This window comes from Streptomyces sp. NPDC058145, assembly GCF_042884245.1.
In the GTDB taxonomy this organism is placed as follows: Bacteria; Actinomycetota; Actinomycetes; order Streptomycetales; family Streptomycetaceae; genus Streptomyces.
Window position 1 is genome coordinate 373,143 of record NZ_JBHVUH010000006.1, and the last position, 15,565, is coordinate 388,707.

Annotated in this window: 12 protein-coding genes; 1 reads left to right on the forward strand and 11 read right to left on the reverse strand. The window is 72.1% G+C overall.

Annotated elements, in window-relative coordinates; genetic code table 11:
• Positions 1–3 precede the first annotated feature (3 nt).
• The 11 genes from ACFVVO_RS16415 to ACFVVO_RS16465 all read right to left on the reverse strand — a co-directional run bounded on the left by ACFVVO_RS16415 (position 4) and on the right by ACFVVO_RS16465 (position 14,689).
• Entirely contained in the window at positions 4–2,643 is a 2,640-nt protein-coding gene (locus ACFVVO_RS16415; protein WP_390055438.1) for a tetratricopeptide repeat protein, read from the reverse strand.
• The gene (locus tag ACFVVO_RS16420) at positions 2,640–3,947 is read right to left on the reverse strand and encodes a hypothetical protein (RefSeq protein WP_390055440.1); all 1,308 of its coding nucleotides are present in this window, start codon (positions 3,945–3,947) and stop codon (positions 2,640–2,642) included. The genes ACFVVO_RS16415 and ACFVVO_RS16420 overlap by 4 nt, the downstream gene beginning before the upstream one ends.
• A 45-nt stretch (positions 3,948–3,992) precedes the next feature.
• On the reverse strand, positions 3,993–5,033 hold the full coding sequence (locus ACFVVO_RS16425; RefSeq protein ID WP_390055442.1) for a glutamate ABC transporter substrate-binding protein: 1,041 nt from the start codon (positions 5,031–5,033) through the stop codon (positions 3,993–3,995).
• Positions 5,034–5,047: 14 nt separating this feature from the next.
• On the reverse strand, positions 5,048–6,427 hold the full coding sequence (locus ACFVVO_RS16430; RefSeq protein WP_390055444.1) for a hypothetical protein: 1,380 nt from the start codon (positions 6,425–6,427) through the stop codon (positions 5,048–5,050).
• 221 nt (positions 6,428–6,648) lie between these two features.
• Positions 6,649–7,629 carry an N-acetylglucosamine kinase gene (locus tag ACFVVO_RS16435; protein ID WP_390055445.1) on the reverse strand — a complete coding sequence of 327 codons (981 nt, stop codon included), beginning with the start codon at positions 7,627–7,629 and terminating at the stop codon, positions 6,649–6,651.
• A complete protein-coding gene (locus ACFVVO_RS16440; protein WP_390055447.1) occupies positions 7,620–8,888 on the reverse strand; it encodes a 6-phospho-beta-glucosidase in 1,269 nt (422 codons plus the stop codon). Before ACFVVO_RS16440 ends, ACFVVO_RS16435 begins: the two co-directional genes overlap by 10 nt.
• 7 nt (positions 8,889–8,895) lie before the next feature.
• Positions 8,896–9,789, reverse strand: coding sequence for a carbohydrate ABC transporter permease (locus ACFVVO_RS16445; RefSeq protein ID WP_390055449.1), 894 nt, complete (start codon positions 9,787–9,789; stop codon positions 8,896–8,898).
• A gap of 2 nt (positions 9,790–9,791) precedes the next feature.
• The gene (locus tag ACFVVO_RS16450) at positions 9,792–10,733 is read right to left on the reverse strand and encodes a carbohydrate ABC transporter permease (RefSeq protein WP_390055451.1); all 942 of its coding nucleotides are present in this window, start codon (positions 10,731–10,733) and stop codon (positions 9,792–9,794) included.
• A 2-nt stretch (positions 10,734–10,735) separates the two neighbouring features.
• Positions 10,736–12,079, reverse strand: coding sequence for an ABC transporter substrate-binding protein (locus ACFVVO_RS16455; protein WP_390055453.1), 1,344 nt, complete (start codon positions 12,077–12,079; stop codon positions 10,736–10,738).
• A gap of 61 nt (positions 12,080–12,140) precedes the next feature.
• Positions 12,141–13,352 (reverse strand): ROK family protein, encoded by a 1,212-nt coding sequence (locus ACFVVO_RS16460; protein WP_390055455.1) that lies wholly within the window; start codon positions 13,350–13,352, stop codon positions 12,141–12,143.
• A gap of 233 nt (positions 13,353–13,585) precedes the next feature.
• The gene (locus ACFVVO_RS16465) at positions 13,586–14,689 is read right to left on the reverse strand and encodes a mechanosensitive ion channel family protein (RefSeq protein WP_390055457.1); all 1,104 of its coding nucleotides are present in this window, start codon (positions 14,687–14,689) and stop codon (positions 13,586–13,588) included.
• Between the two features lie 315 nt (positions 14,690–15,004).
• Between ACFVVO_RS16465 and ACFVVO_RS16470 the strand changes: the two genes are divergently transcribed.
• Positions 15,005–15,541 carry an HNH endonuclease gene (locus ACFVVO_RS16470; protein ID WP_199210575.1) on the forward strand — a complete coding sequence of 179 codons (537 nt, stop codon included), beginning with the start codon at positions 15,005–15,007 and terminating at the stop codon, positions 15,539–15,541.
• The last annotated feature ends 24 nt before the right edge of the window (positions 15,542–15,565 follow it).

Below are 15,565 nucleotides of genomic sequence, written 5' to 3' on the forward strand. Positions count from 1 at the left end.
CAACTACACCCACGTCCGGGGGCGGTAACGGTTGGCCCGTTCCACCAGCTCGATCCTCTCCTCGCCGCCGGGCGCCAGCCTGGCCAGCGTGCGGTACGCGCGTTCCAGGCCGAAGCGCAGGCCCCGTTCGTCCAGACCGCTGCCGAGCAGCTTCCCTCCGCCGACGGCCGGTGGGGCGGTGTCCCGGCCTGTGGAGAGTACCCAGTCCAGCGCACTGCCGAGCACTTCGGCGGACAACTGCTCGCGGCGCGCCGGGTCCAGACCGTACGCGTCCAGCGCCTCGACCTGCCCGGCGGCGGCCGTCAGGTCGTCGAGGAACGGTACGTCACCGGCGCTCGGCGTACGTCCGCGCAGCCGGGCCCGGACGGCGGCGACCCGGGCGGCCGTGTAGTGGATGGACGACTCGGGCACCGACTCCAGGGTGTCGACGGCACCGCGCCGGTCACCGGCCGCGAGCCGCACCCGGGCCAGCCCGAAGGCGGCGCTGACGAAGCTCGGGTCGGTCGACCACACCAGGCGGTAGTACTCGGCCGCGTTGTCCAACTGGCCCAGCACCTCGGCGCACAGGCCGAGCGCCAGCTTGGGCGCGGCCTCGCCGGGGAAGGCGTCGTAGATCGCGTCGAAGCCCAGCGCGGCACCCTCGAAGTCCCCGGTGACCAGCGCCGCCACTCCCCGGTACCACACCACCCGCCAGTCGTCGGGCCGCGCGTGTACGCCATCGGGCCCACGGGGCGCCCCAGCCGGTGTGGAGGCCGCGCCCGGACCCGACCCTTCGGAACTCCGCGCTCCCCCTCTCTCGGCTTCGCTCGAGCGGGAGGCCCCCCATGCAGCCTCGGCACCGGCGCGCCCTTCCGGCCAGGACTCCAGCTCGCTCAGGGCCGTGAGCGCGGCCCGGTGGTCGCCGCTCTCCAGCCGGGCCCTGATCTGCCGCAGCCGCGACTCCACGCTCGGCGCGGGCGCCGCGTCCAGGGCGCTGATCAGCTCGGCCGGCGCGGACGCCATGAGCCCGGCCAGGAAACCGGCGTTGGGGTCGGTCGGGTCGACCAGCGGCACGCACAGCGCCAGGGCGGCGGCGGGCGTGTCCACGGGCCTGACGACGGCCTGCCCGGGCAGCGCGGGCTCCGGCACGGCACCGCGCGCCGGGCGCGACCCGAGCAGCGACACGTCCCCGTGCGCCCGGGGGAACAGCTCGGTGTCGACGACCTTCACCTCGGGCCCGAACAGCGTGGACAGGGCGGGTCTGGCCTGCCCGGTCTGCAGCGAGACGACCTCGCGGAGCACGCCGGTCAGCTGCTCGGACATCTCCTGCGCGGAGGCGAACCGGCGGGCCGGGTCGGGGTCGGTGGCGCGGACGAGGAGCCGGTAGAAGGACTCGTAGCGGTGGAAGACCTCGATGTTGTCCGGGTCGGGCAGGGAGTCCACGAAGACGTTCGTGTAGCCCTGGAAGTCGAAGGTGAGGACGGCGAGCGTACGGCCCACCGTGTACAGGTCGCTGGCCACGGACGGGCCGACGTCCGCGACCTCCGGCGCCTGGTATCCGACCGTGCCGTAGATCGCCGACTCGTCGTCGTCCATGCGGCGCACGGCGCCCATGTCGATCAGCTTGAGCTGGTCCTCGGTCTGGATGGCGTTGTCGACCTTGAAGTCGCAGTACAGCAGGTTGCGGCTGTGCAGATGGCCGAGCGCCTCCAGGGCCTCGATGCCGTACGCGCAGGCCTGCTCCACCGGCAGCGGGTCCCGCCTGCCGTCGGGCGTGCGGCGGGCGTTGGCGATCTCCTTCAGCGACTTGCCGCCGACGTACTCCATGACGATGTAGCCGTCGAGGGAGCCGGTGCGCTGGTCGAGGTGCTCGACGAAGTTGTAGATCCGCACGATGTTGGCGTGCTCGATCTCCGCGAGGAACCGCCGCTCGGAGATCGCCGCGGCCATCGCGTCCTGGTCGCCGGTGTCCAGCAGGCCCTTGAGCACCACCCACCGGTCGGACACGGCCCGGTCCACGGCGAGATAGACCCAGCCGAGGCCGCCGTGCGCGAGACAGCCCGCGACCTCGTACTGGCCGTGCACGATGTCCCCGGCCTTCAGCTTCGGCATGAACGAGTACGGGTGCCCGCACTTGGTGCAGAACCCCTCCGTGCGCCCCGTCCGCTCGCCCCGGGCGCGCCCGACCGGCGCCCCGCAGTCGGACCGCGAGCAGAACCGCTTGCGCTCGGGTACCTCCGGGTTCTCCAGCACCATCGCGCGCGGGTCGGGCCGCGGCACCTGCGGTACCGAGACCAGGCCGGCGCCGAGCCGCCCGCGGGTCGAGGTGCCGGAGGACGAGCCGGAGCTGCGCACCGACACCGAGCGGGCGCTGGACCCGCCCGACAGGGAACGCGACAGCCGCCCGGACACCGAGCGCCGCGACCTCGACGACTGCGAGGAGGTGCGCGAACTGCGGGCGCTGGCGCGGGAACCGCCGCTCGCCGCCGAGCCCTTCGTGACGCCCGTGGCCGGCGAGCCGACCATGCCTCCCCCGGAGGGGGGACCCCCAGGCGACACGACCGGGGCGAGGCCGCAGGTGTCGCAGTACAGCTCGCCGCCGCCGACGTCCTCGTAGGAGCCCTCGCAGCCGGGCCGCTGGCACGTCCGCTGTGCCTGACTCATGACGACCCACCTCTACGGTCCTCGGGTCCGCCCTGGCGGGGGACACCCGGTGCGCCGAGCAGCTCGGCCGCCGCCTGCTGGTAGCGCAGCACGGCCTGTTCGGCGACACGCAGGTCGCACGGGGCGCTCCACAGCATCCGCCGGGCCGCGTCGTACCGCTCGACCAGCAGCGGGTCCTCGGCGAGGCCGTTACGGCTGGTCTTCGCCCGGTACGCGTCCAGCCGGCCGCGCAGCTCGGCGCGGACCGCGAGCGGGGCGGTCACGGCGCTCAACGACTCACGTGCGCGCAGCAGTTCGTCGTCGGCACGCTGCTCCAGGGACTCCAGCAGCGGGGAGAGCCGGTGCCACTGCGCGTGCCGCCGGTACTCGGCGGCCGCGGCCAGCTGCTCCTGCAGCACGGTGGGCGGTCCGCCGACCACCGGGACCTCGGTCGCCGCGATCTTCGCCAGCACCTCACCGCGCGCGGTGCGCGCCTCGGCGAGGGTGCGGTCCGCGCGGGAGAGCACGTCCCGCAGCCGGATCAGTCGCGCCTCCGCGTCCTGCCGGACCGTCAGCACCGCGTCGATCTCGCGCCGCACGTCCTCCAGGGCGCGCGCCTCGCGGTCGTACACCGTGGTGTCCGGACGGCCGCCGCCGGGCGCCGAACTGCCCTCGGCCCGCACCCAGAAGGCGAGCGGGTCTGAGACCACGTCCGCGCGCAGGGCGGTCAGCGTGCGCGTGATGCGCTCCAGGTCGTCACCGGCCGGGTGCTCGCCCGGGCGGACGCCCACGGAGTGCGCGAGCCTGCGGGTGCGCTGGAGTTCCGCGGCGAGTAAATCGATCCGGGCGGGCAGTGCCGACCAGACCGCGTCGGCGGTGACGACCAGGTCGAGCGAGGACGCGTACAGCTCGTTCATCCGGTCGACCAGGGTGGTGAGCGAGAAGCTCTCGCTGAGCTTCGCGACGGCCGTGGGACCGGTGCCGCCGGGCACGGTGACGGACGCGCCGCGCAGCAGCTCGGTCAGCTCCGTCAGGTCCTCGCGGTTGGACCAGCGGCGCCGGGCGCGGATCTCCCGGGCGGAGCGCAGCGCCGCCGTGTAGGCGTCGAAGTACGCCCACAGCAGGGTGATCGACGCCTCCGCGGCCTGCCAGCGCTGCTGGGTGACGCCGGTCAGCTCGGCGCCTTCGAGGAGTCTGCGGCCCGCGTGGTCCTGGAGGGCGAGCAGCGAGGTCTCGATCGCCTCGTGCTCCGCGCCGAGCCGCGCCAGCGCACGGTCCACCTCGTCCCGGTCCATCACCGGCCCGGCGGGGTCCGTGACGCCCATCGATCACCTCTCGCTGCTGTGTGGTTGGCCTGGGTCGGGTCGGGTTCAGCCGTTGCGCAGGTACTGCGGCGCGGGCGGCTTGGACGGGTCCGAGTCCTTCCCCAGTGTGGCCGACAGCCACCTGTCGTACGACGCCTGCCAGCCGTCCGCGCGATAGTCGACCAGGATGCGGTTGACCCGGCGTACCAGATCGGTGGCGTCCTTCTTCATCGCCACGCCGTAGTACTCGGTGGTGAACGCGTCACCCTTCAGGGCGAGTGTCGGGTCCTGGGCGGCCTGGCTGGCGGCGAGGGCGCCGTCGGTGACCACCGCGTCGACCTCGCCGAGCTGCAGCCGGACCAGACAGTCGAGTTGGTTGGGCACGGTGGTGGAGATGTCGGTGGAGGCGGGCAGGTCACCCGCGTCCCGGTCGGCCTTCAGCTTGCCGTAGGCGGTGGAACCGGACGCCGTGCAGATCCTCTTGTGCGCGAGCGTGCCGTCGTAGCCCTTGACGGAGGAGGACTTGGGGGCCAGCACCTGCTGGCCGGTCTTGAAGTAGGGCGCGGAGAACGCCACGTCGTCCAGGCGCTCGCAGGTGATGGTCATCGTGCGGACCACCATGTCGACCCGGCCGTCCTTGATCGCGGGTATGCGCTGGCTGGTCGGGATGGCCTTGAACTGCACCGCGTCCGGGTCGCCGAGGATGTCCTCGGCGATCTTGTGGACGAGGTCGATGTCGAAGCCCTCGAGCTGGGCGGTCTCGGTGTTCGGGTTGCGGTAGCCCCAGTGGTAGCTGTTCTGGTCGACGCCGACGATCAGTTTGCGCTTGGCGCCCGTACGGGACTTGATGGCGTCGATGGTCAGGCCGTCCGCGCCGGACGGGGACATCGTCTGCTTCTGCGCCTCGGAGTCCTCGCAGTCACCGGCGCGCGCCTGGCTGCCGTTGGCGAGGCCCGGGCCGACGGTCCGCGCGCCGCCGCCGTCGTCGTGACGCGGCTGCGTGCACGGCAGCAGCAGCGCGAAGGCCAGGGCCAGCGCGCACAGCACCGCCATCGCGCCGACCCCGCCCCAGCCCCGCAGGGAGGTCCGTACACGGCTCGCGTACATCGTCACGCCCCCTGTCACCGGTACTCCGAAAGCCTGCGCCCGACACCGGCCAACGCGCCCGCCGCGGCGAGCACGCCCAGCACGGCGGCGCCGACGGGCAGCCCGGTCATCGCGTTCCGCCCGTCACCGGCGGCCCGCTGGAACTCGGTCTGCTCGTGGCCGATGGCCAGGGCGAGATTGCGGTCCACGCTGTCGAAGCACGCGCCGGTGGCGTCCGCGCCGCCGATCACCTTGTCCAGCGCCTGCTGGTAGTTGCCGTTCTCGTCCTCGGTACGGGCCGAGGCGTGGCGCTGCTTCCAGACCGCCATGTTGCCCTCGGCCGCCTTGACCGGCCCGGTGCCCGCGTTGTCGTCGGCGAGCCGGCGGGCGTCGGTGAGGCCCTTGGCGAGCACGCCCATGTCCCGGTCGAAGTCGTAGTAGTAGGCGTCGTACGTCTGTCCGCCCACCGTGACGGTCTCGGCGCCGCGCGCCACGAGGCTCAGGTTCTCGTTGCCCCGCGCCTTCAGGGAGGCGATGCGGGCGTCGTGCAGGACGTTCAGCGAGCGGACGCCGTTGTCGTAGGAGCCGTTCAGGCCCGACCTGGCGACCGAGTGCCCGGCCACCAGCCACAGCAGGGCCACCGCGGTGGCGGCGGAGGCGGCCACCAGGCCGTGGTTGAGGACGCGGTTGGTGCGCCGGTAGGTGCGGTGCTGGGCCCAGCCGAGCGCGGCCAGGGCGAGCACGCCGAGCGCGATCGCCGCCCACGGGTAGGGCGTCGCGTCCCCGTAGTCGGCGTTCAGCCGCTGGTTCTCCTTCTTGTAGAGGTCCTCCGCCGCCGGGAGCATCTCCTTCTGCATCTTCTCGTTCGCGTACCGCAGATAGGCGCCGCCGACCGGATAGCCCTGCCGGTTGTAGGTGCGGGCGCGCTCCACGAGCCCCTTGTACTCGGGCAGCAGCTTGTTCAGCTTGGCGACGGCCGCCTCCGACGGTGACCCCGGCTCGGAGTTGGCGGCGGCGGTGACGAGGCCCGCGGCGGCCGTGCGGATGTCCTTCTCGTACCGGTCCCGCGAGTCCGCGGTCTCCTGCCCGCCCGCCAGGAAGCCGCTGGAGGCGGCCGTGTTGGCGTCGGCCAGTGAGCGGTAGATGTCGGCGGCGCCGGAGCTCAGCGGCTGGCTGCTGTGCAGCACGTCGTCGGCGGCGGCCGCGCGCTCGGCGGTCTGCCAGGCGGTGACCGCGCCGAACGCGACGACCAGCACGGCGAGGACGGCACCGATGATGCGCAGCCGCCCGGGCTCGGTGGTCGCGGCGCTCCGCAGCCGGTCGACGCCCTCGGCGAATGCGGTACGGCGGGGCGCCGGGGGCCGGCTCGGCGGGGCGGGCGGCGCCGGCGCGGGCTGCGGGGGGATCGCGGGCATGACGACACCCGCCGATGGCGGTGCCGTGCTGCTCTTCGGCGGGTGTGTCACCTGACCTCCCCCGTGGTCATCCGTTCGCCGCCAAGTATTGCGGCACGGACCGACATCCGCACCGGCCTTCGCTGGATCTTGATCGGATCGCAGCGTCCCCTGCCCATGAATACGCCGTGGGCACGTGTTCGGTTCCCGTGGCCACCTGCCCCGGAGCGCCCCGGCCGGGTTCAGCTCCGGCCGGTGTCCCAGTGGGCCCGGGCCCGTTCCAGGGCCGCCTCTTCCGCGCGCAGATGGTCCAGGCCCAGGAGGGCCGCGCCCAGGACCGGGGCGGCCGTGACCACGCGGACGTCCGCCTTGGGGGCGCGGGACGCCAGCAGGTCGCGTACGCCGTCGTCGAGCTGGGCGTGACCGGCGCTCAGGACGCTGCCGCCCAGCAGGACCGGGGTCTGTTCGCCCAGGAGGTCGAGCCGGGTCAGAGCCACCGTGGCCATCGTCGCGACCTCCTCGGCGAGGCGGTCCACGAGGGAGCGGGCGACCCGGTCCCCGTGCGCGGCCGTGCGGAACAGCACCGGCGTCAGCTCGTGCCGGCGGCCGTGCTCGACATGCCCCAGGTGCAGGGCCTCGATCAGCGCGTACATGGACCGCAGGCCGAAGTGCGCGGGCAGGGCGCCGGCCAGCTCGGTCGCCTCGCCCCGGCCGTCCTCCGCGCGGGCCGCGTACCACAGGGCCTCCTCGGCCAGGCCCCAGCCGCCGCCCCAGTCGCCGGAGATCCGCCCGATGGCCGGGAAGCGGGCGGTGCGGCCGTCGGGGCGCATCCCGACGCAGTTGATGCCCGCACCGCACACCACGGCCACGCCCCGGGGCTCGGGCACACCCGCCCGCAGGATCGCGAAGGTGTCGTTGCGGACCTCCACCGAGGCACCCCACGCGCGCGCGTGCAGCGCCGCCGCCAACTGCTCCTCCTCCACCGGCAGATCGGCGTTGGCGAGACAGGCGGAGACGTGCGAGGCGGTGGTCGCGCCCGCGTCCGCGAACGCCCGCGCGACCGGTTCGGCGAGGGCGTCCACCGCCGCCCCGACACCCACCGCCGGCGGGCGGAAGCCGCCGCCGCGGGCCGTGGCCAGCACCTCGCCCCCGGCGGTGACCACGGCCACGTCGGTCTTGCTGTTGCCCGCGTCGATGGCGAGCACGGTCGGGATCAGGCCCACGCGAGGTGCTCCCGGTTGTGCGCGACCAGCCGGTCGGTGAGGGCTTCGGCGTACTCGTACTGGCCGACGAGCGGATGGGCCAGCAGGGCGCGGAAGACCCGGTCCCGGCCGCCCCGCAGCGCCGCGTCCAGCGCCAGTTCCTCGTACGCCGTCACGTTCGCCACCAGGCCCGCGTACAGCGGGTCGAGGTCCGGCACGGCGAGGGGCGCGGCACCGGACGGGCCCACCGCCGCCTGCACCTCGATCACCGCGTCGTCCGGGAGGAACGGCAGCGTGCCCCTGTTGAGCGTGTTGACCACCTGGTACGGGCTTCCCGTGCCGCCGCCCAGCAGGGCCGCCGCAAGGTCCACGGCCGCCTCCGAGTAGAAGGCACCGCCCCGCTTCGCCAGCAGCGCCGGCTTCTCGTTCAGGGCCGGGTCGCCGTACATCGCCAGCAACTCGCGCTCCATGGCCGCGACTTCCGCCGCCCGGGAGGGCTTGGTGCGCAGGTCCCGCACCACCTCGTCATGGGCGTAGTAGTAGCGCAGGTAGTAGGAGGGGACCACGCCCAGGCGGTCCAGCAGGGGCCGGGGCAGGCGCAGGTCACCGGCGATGGCGTCGCCGTGCCCGGCGAGCAGTTCGGGCAGGACGTCCGCGCCCTCGGGGCCGCCGAGCCGTACCCCCGTCTCCCACGTCAGGTGGTTCAGGCCCACGTGGTCCAGGTGCACGTCCTTCGGGTCGGTGCCCAGCAGGGCCGCGAACTTGCGCTGCAGTCCGATCGCCACGTTGCACAGACCGACCGCCCGGTGCCCGGCCTCCAGCAGGGCGCGGGTGACGATGCCGACGGGGTTGGTGAAGTCGATGATCCAGGCGCGCGGGTTGGTACGGCGCACGCGCTCGGCGATGTCCAGGACGACCGGGACCGTGCGCAGCGCCTTGGCGAGGCCGCCCGCGCCGGTCGTCTCCTGGCCGATGCAGCCGCACTCCAGCGGCCAGGTCTCGTCCCGCTGCCGGGCGGCCTGGCCGCCGACCCGGAGCTGGAGCAGTACGGCGTCGGCGCCGTCCACGCCCGCGTCCAGGTCGGAGGTGGTGACGATGCGGCCGCCGTGGCCCTGCTTGGCGAAGATGCGGCGGGCCAGGCCGCCCACCAGTTCCAGGCGTTCGGCGGCCGGGTCCACGAGGACGAGTTCCTCGACGGGCAGGGTGTCCCTGAGCCGGGCGAAGCCGTCGATGAGTTCGGGGGTGTAGGTCGAGCCGCCGCCGACCACGGTGAGTTTCATATGCAGTTCAACCCTTGACTCCGGTGAGAGTGACGCCCTCGACGAACGCCTTCTGGGCGAAGAAGAACACGAGGATCACGGGGGCCATGACCAGTACGGTCGCGGCCATGGTGAGGTTCCAGTCGGTGTGGTGGGCGCCCTTGAAGGACTCCAGGCCGTAACTCAGCGTCCAGGCGCCGGGGTTCTCCGAGGCGTAGATCTGCGGGCCGAAGTAGTCGTTCCAGGCGTAGAAGAACTGGAAGAGGGCCACCGCGGCGATGCCGGGTTTCGCCATCGGCAGCACCACCCGCACCAGGGTCCTGAGGTCACCGCAGCCGTCCACCTTCGCGGCGTCCACGTACTCGTTCGGGATCGTCATCAGGAACTGGCGCAGCAGGAAGATGGAGAACGCGTCCCCGAACGCCATCGGGATGATCAGCGGCCACAGCGTGCCCGACAGGTCGAGCTGCTTCGCCCAGAACAGGTACATCGGGATGATGACCACCTGCGGGGGCAGCATCATCATCGAGATCACCAGCATGAGTGACAGATTCCGGCCCCGGAAGCGGAACTTGGCCAGCGCGTACGCCACCGGTATCGAGGACGCCACGGTGAGCACGGTGCCGAGCCCGGCGTAGATCAGGGTGTTCTTCCACCAGGTGAGGAAGCCCGGGGTGGCGAGGACCTTGTGGTAGTTGCCCCACTCCCAGGTGTGCGGGACCAGATCCCGGCTCAGGGCCTGGCTGTCGCTCATCAGGGAGGTGAGGAACACGAACACGAAGGGGAGGGTGAAGAAGAGCGCGGCGGCGACACCGAGGGAGTGCACCGCGATCCACTCCAGCAGCGCCCGGCGCCGTGCCGTCCGCTCGGCGCCCGAGACGGCCGGGGCCGCCTTCACCGGCTTCTCCAGTACCTGGGTCATGGTCAGTCACCTGCCTGGACGAGGCCGCCCCGGCGCCGCATCAACAGCGCGGTGAACGCCATCGACAGGGCGAACAGGACCAGGGCGACGACACACGCCGAGCCGTAGTCGAAGCGCTGGAAGCCGAGGTTGTAGACGAGCTGGGGGAGGGTGAGCGTGGACCGGTCCGGGTAGCCGGGTTCGAACTGGGTGCCCGCGCCCTGGATCACGCCCGAGGCGACCTTTCCCGCGATCAGCGGCTGCGTGTAGTACTGCATGGTCTGGATCACGCCGGTGACCACGGCGAACATCACGATCGGGGAGATGTTCGGCAGGGTGACGTAGCGGAAGCGCTGCCACGCCGACGCCCCGTCCAGCTCGGCCGCCTCGTACTGCTCCGCCGGTACGTCGAGCAGCGCGGCCATGAAGATGACCATCAGGTCACCGATGCCCCACAGCGCGAGCAGGGTCAGGGCCGGCTTGGACCAGGCGGGGTCGTTGAACCAGCCCGGCGCCGGGACGCCGATCCTCTCCAGGATCGAGTCGACCGGGCCCGTACCGGGGTTGAGCAGGAAGGCGAAGGCCATGGTCGCGGCGACCGGCGGGGCCAGGTAGGGCAGGTAGAACAGGGTGCGGAAGACACCGGCCCCCGTCCTGATCCTCGTGATGAGCAGACCGACCCCGAGCCCGAAGACGACCCGGAGCGTCACCATCACCAGGACCAGCCACAGGGTGTTGCGCAGCGCGGGCCAGAACAGCGGGTAGTGCTCGAAGACATAGGTCCAGTTCTTCGTGCCGCTCCACGTCGGCGGCCGGAAGCCGTCGTAGTGCATGAAGGAGAAGTAGACCGTCGAGATCAGCGGGTACGCGAAGAAGACCGCGAAGCCGATCAGCCAGGGCGACATGAAGGCCGCCGTGCGCAGCGCCGCCCGGCGGCGCCTGGAACCCAACGTGGTCGTGGCCATGGCTACTTCGCCTGCGCGATGTCCGTGTCGATCTGCGCGGCCGTCTTCCTCAGTCCGGCCTTCAGATCGGTGACCCTGCCGCTCTCGTAGTCGTACCCGAACTGCTGGATCGTCACCAGGTACACACCGCCGTTGACCGAGGCGGGGGTGGTGGTGGAGTGCGGGTCGGCGGCGATGTCCAGGAAGGTCTTGAACCGCGGGTCGTACCGGAGCTTCGGCGACTTCAGCGCGGCCAGGGTGGAGGGCACGTTGTGGATGTCGTTGGCGAAGCCGACCACCGCGTCCGTGTCCGTGGTCATGTACTTCACCAGCTCCCAGGCCGCGTTCTGCTTGTGGCTGGTGGCCGCGATGCCCGCGATGGTGCCGGTGATGTAGCCCTTGCCGTACTGGTCGGCCTGGTCGTCCGGGACGGGCAGCGGGGCCACCCCGATCTCGAACTTCGGCTTGGCCTCCTCGGCCATGCCCAGCCGCCACTCGCCGTCGAGCTGCATGGCGACCTGCCCGGTGTGGAAGGGGTGCCTGGCGCCCCACTCGTCGCCGAGCGTGGCCCGGAACCTCTCCAGCCGCTGGAATCCGCCGAGTTCGCCGACCAGCCGCTTCTGGAGCGTGAAGCCCTTCTCGAAGGCGGGGTCCTCGGCGAGGTCCGACTTGCCGTCCTTGCCGAAGTAGACCGGGGAGAACTGGGCGAAGTAGTGCTCGGTGGTGGACTCCCAGCCGTGGTAGTTCGGCATGAAGCCGAGCTGCTTGTAGCCGTCGCCCTGCGTGATGGTCAGCTTCTTGGCGTCGGCCTCGAACTCCGACCACGTCTTCGGCGGGGCGGTGATGCCGGCCTTCCGGTACGCCGTCTTGTTGTAGTAGAGGCCGTAGGCGTCGCCCAGCAGCGGTGCCGCGCAGCGGTCGCCGTCGAACCGGGTGTACTCGTTCATCGCTTTCGGGAAGGTCGTCTCCGGGTCGATGCCCGCCTTCTCGAAGAAGGGGTTCAGGTCGATCAGCGCGCCCGACGAGCAGAACTTGCCGACGTTGTTGGTGGTGAAGGAGGAGATCACGTCGGGGGCCCGGTCGCCGCCGGTGCGCAGCGCCTGGTTGATCTTGTCGTCGGTCATGTTGCCGACGACGTTCACATGGATGTCAGGGTGTGCCTTCTCGAAGCCGGCGACCAGGGACTTCACCGCCTTGACCTCGTTCGGCGCGCTCCAGGCGTGCCAGAAGTTGATCGTCGTCTCCTTGGCGGCGTCGTCGGTGGCGCCGGAGCCGGACTGGCCGGTGCAGGCGGTGGCGAGCAGGGCGAGGGAGGCGGCGAGGGCGAAGGCCGCTTTTCGGGCGGTTTCGGGTACGGCTGTGGGCATGGCGAGGTCTCCCGGGGGCGGGGTGGGTGAGGAGGGGAGTGCTTCGGTGGGACTGGGGCGCTCAGCGCGAGGTGTCGAAGACCTCGTCGCGGGCGGTCGCGAGCGCGGACTCCAGCGCGCCGCGCAGCACGGGGTGTTCCGTCACGTCGCCGACGACCAGCCGGGGGCGGGCCGCGGCGAGTTCCTCGAGCTCGGCCTGGACGAGGGCACGCAGCACCTCGCCGCCGGCCGTGAGGGCGGAGCCGCTGAGGACGACGAGTTCGGGGTCGAGGACGGAGACCAGCGAGGCGAGACCGGTGGCCAGCCGGGTCGCGTAGGTCCGCAGCAGTTCCCGGTGCGGTCCGCCGGCGTGGTCGGCCGCCCGCGCCAGCAGGGTTGCGGCCACGTCGGTGTACGGGCCCGCCGGCACATCGGTGACGCCGAGTTCGCGGGCCAGTTTCGGTACGGCCTGGGAGCCGGCCAGCTCCTGGTAGCCGCCGCTGTTGGCCTTGGTCACCTGGCGCACCAGAGGAGTGCCCGGCACGGGCAGGAAGCCGACCTCGCCGGCGCCGCCGGTCCAGCCGCGGTGCAGCCGTCCGCCGAGCACCAGGGCGGCGCCCATGCCCTCCTGGTTCCACAGCAGGACGAAGTCCGCGTGGCCGCGGGCCGCGCCGAGCCGCTGTTCGGCGATGGCGACGAGGTTGACGTCGTTCTCGTACTCGACCGGCATCGGCAGCGCGGCGGCGAGTTCGTCGAGCAGGCTGGGGGAGTGCCAGCCGGGCAGGTGCGAGGCGTAACGCAGCCGGCCGGTGTTGGGGTCGAAGGCGCCCGGGGTGCCGATGACCAGCCGGTGCACATCGGACCGGGCGAGGCCCGCGGCCTTCACGGCGCCGTCGAGGGCGTCGGTGACCTGCTGTACGACGGGCCGGGCCGGACGCCGCCCCGGGGTGGGCAGCTCGTACTCGCCGACCGTGCGGCCGGTGACGTCGGCGACGGCGGCGCGGATGCGGTGCGGGGTCACGTCGAGCCCGGCCGCGTGGGCGGCGCCCGGGTTCACGGCGTAGAGCTGGGCGTTGGGGCCCGGCCGGCCCTCGCTGGTGCCGGTGACCCGGACCAGACCGGCCGCCTCCAGACGGGCCAGGAGCTGGGACGCGGTCGGCTTGGACAGGCCGGTGAGCTTGCCGATGCGGGTGCGGGACAGCGGCCCGTGCTCCAGGAGGAGGTCCAGCGCGGCGCGGTCGTTCATGGCGCGCAGGACGCGCGGGGTGCCCGGCGTACCGGCGGTTCCTGCCATGCGGTCGACACCTGCCTTTCCAACTGCCCAGCTTTTCAGCGACCCGGGCATGACGTCCAGCCGTGATCAACGGGCGCCCGGAAGATCACTGTTAGGAAACTTTCCTATTGGCGTGGGAGGAACGTAAGCCCAGGACGAAGAGGGCGTCAATAGACAACGCCCCCGAGGCAACGGAGTCGTTACCTCGGGGGCGTGGGGCCCGGGCGCCGGCGGCGCCGCGCGCGACCGCTTCGCTACTTGCCCGGAGGGGCCGGGCGCTGGGAGGCGATCGGGGTCGCCGCCACCGACTGCGGGGACTCCGCGTTGGCGTACACCGACGGCGCCGCCACCGCCGCGGCCGGATCCGGGGCGTCCTCGACGTCCTCCACGGCCGTCGCGCCGCCCACGATGCGGATGCTCGCCGCGTCGAAGGCCCGCTTGACCCGCCAGCGCAGCTCGCGCTCCACGGCCACCGACTTGCCGGGCATGGTCCGCGCCGTGAGCCGCAGCACCATGGAGTCGATCAGCACGCTGTCCAGGCCCAGCACCTCGACCTGGCCCCACAGCAGTTCGTTCCAGGGCTCTTCCTTGCTCATCTTCTCGGCGACCTCGTCCAGGATGGTCTTCACCCGGTCGAGGTCCTCGCTCGCCCGCACGGTCACGTCGACCCCGGCGGTCGCCCAGCCCTGCGAGAGGTTGCCGATCCGCTTGACCTCGCCGTTGCGGACGTACCAGATCTCGCCGCCGTCACCGCGCAGCTTGGTCACCCGCAGCCCGACCTCGATCACCTCGCCGGAGGCCACACCCGCGTCGATGATGTCGCCGACGCCGTACTGGTCCTCCAGGATCATGAAGACACCGGAGAGGAAGTCCGTGACCAGGTTCCGGGCGCCGAAACCGATCGCCACGCCCGCCACACCGGCCGAGGCCAGCAGCGGCGCCAGGTTGATCTTGAAGGTGGACAGCACCATCAGCGCGGCGGTGCCGAGGATCAGGAAGCTGGCCACCGAGCGCAGCACGGAGCCGATCGCCGCGGCCCGCTGCCGGCGCCGCTCGACGTTGACCAGCAACCCGCCCAGCGCGCCGCCCTCCGCGGCCTGCGCCGTCCGGGTCATGCGGGCGATCAGCTTGGTGATCGCCCGCCGCACCATCGCTCTGAGCGCCACGGCCACGACCACGACCAGCACGATCTGCAGGCCCATCGCCAGCCAGGTCGACCAGTTCTGCTCCACCCAGCTCGCGGCGTTCGTCGCGTGCTCCTGGGCGTCCTGCAGGGTGGGAACGGCCGGCGCCGTCGAACCCGAGGGGGACGGCGAGGGAGACGCACCGGCGGCCGCAAGGACGACGGGCAAGGACACGGCAGGTACCTCCATGGTGCTGCGCGGTCCGCTCCGGTGGGGCGGTCAAGGTCTTCGGGATCACGAAAAGGTCACCGGACGGACAGAACCAACACACTAACGGGGCATCGTGTGTGCTCCGCGCCGTTCCGCCCAAGGGAGACCGGTCTCACCTGGGCTTGAACACGCCATGATCCGGGGGACACATCGGGTGTGGTCGAAAACACTCCCAGCCCGTTACCGGGACATGGTGGCGCGTCCACCAGGCATGAGGGGAGACTGACTGCAGATCGTCCCGGCGCGAGCCACGCGCCGCCGACGCCCAAGGAGGCACCCGTGCCGCACGTCCTGGTCCTCAACGCGTCGTACGAGCCGCTCGGCGTCGTACCGCTCCGCCGCGCGCTCGTCCTCGTCCTGGAGAACAAGGCCGTCTCCCTCGAGGAATCCGGCGCCTTTATGCACAGCGCGACCGTCACAGTCTCCGCACCCAGCGTGGTCCGGCTGAAGCGTTTCGTGCGGGTTCCCTACCGGGGGCCCGTTCCTCTCACCCGCCGGGCGCTGTTCGCGCGTGACGGGGGCCGGTGCATGTACTGCGGTGGCGTCGCAACCAGCGTCGACCACGTCATCCCGCGCAGCCGCGGGGGCAAGCACGTCTGGGACAACGTGGTGGCCTCGTGCCGCCGCTGCAACCACGTGAAGGCCGACCGCCATCTCGTCGAGATCGGCTGGCGGCTGCGCCACAAACCCGCCCCACCCACCGGTCTGGCCTGGCGCATCATCGGCACCGGTCACAGGGACCCGCGCTGGCTGCCCTACTTGCAGCCGTACGGCGCGGACGACGCCATGGCCCGGATCGACGGCATCTCAGCCTGACGATTCCGGGCCTTCGCGCACCCC

Bases quoted from the DNA above. Each gene is read 5' to 3' on its own strand.
- ACFVVO_RS16445 (WP_390055449.1), bottom strand. From the start codon at position 9,789: ATGACCCAGGTACTGGAGAAGCCGGTGAAGGCGGCCCCGGCCGTCTCG.
- ACFVVO_RS16425 (WP_390055442.1), bottom strand. From the start codon at position 5,033: ATGTACGCGAGCCGTGTACGGACCTCCCTGCGGGGCTGGGGCGGGGTC.
- ACFVVO_RS16450 (WP_390055451.1), bottom strand. From the start codon at position 10,733: ATGGCCACGACCACGTTGGGTTCCAGGCGCCGCCGGGCGGCGCTGCGC.
- ACFVVO_RS16455 (WP_390055453.1), bottom strand. From the start codon at position 12,079: ATGCCCACAGCCGTACCCGAAACCGCCCGAAAAGCGGCCTTCGCCCTC.
- ACFVVO_RS16415 (WP_390055438.1), bottom strand. From the start codon at position 2,643: ATGAGTCAGGCACAGCGGACGTGCCAGCGGCCCGGCTGCGAGGGCTCC.
- ACFVVO_RS16420 (WP_390055440.1), bottom strand. From the start codon at position 3,947: ATGGGCGTCACGGACCCCGCCGGGCCGGTGATGGACCGGGACGAGGTG.
- ACFVVO_RS16440 (WP_390055447.1), bottom strand. From the start codon at position 8,888: ATGAAACTCACCGTGGTCGGCGGCGGCTCGACCTACACCCCCGAACTC.
- ACFVVO_RS16430 (WP_390055444.1), bottom strand. From the start codon at position 6,427: ATGCCCGCGATCCCCCCGCAGCCCGCGCCGGCGCCGCCCGCCCCGCCG.
- ACFVVO_RS16460 (WP_390055455.1), bottom strand. From the start codon at position 13,352: ATGGCAGGAACCGCCGGTACGCCGGGCACCCCGCGCGTCCTGCGCGCC.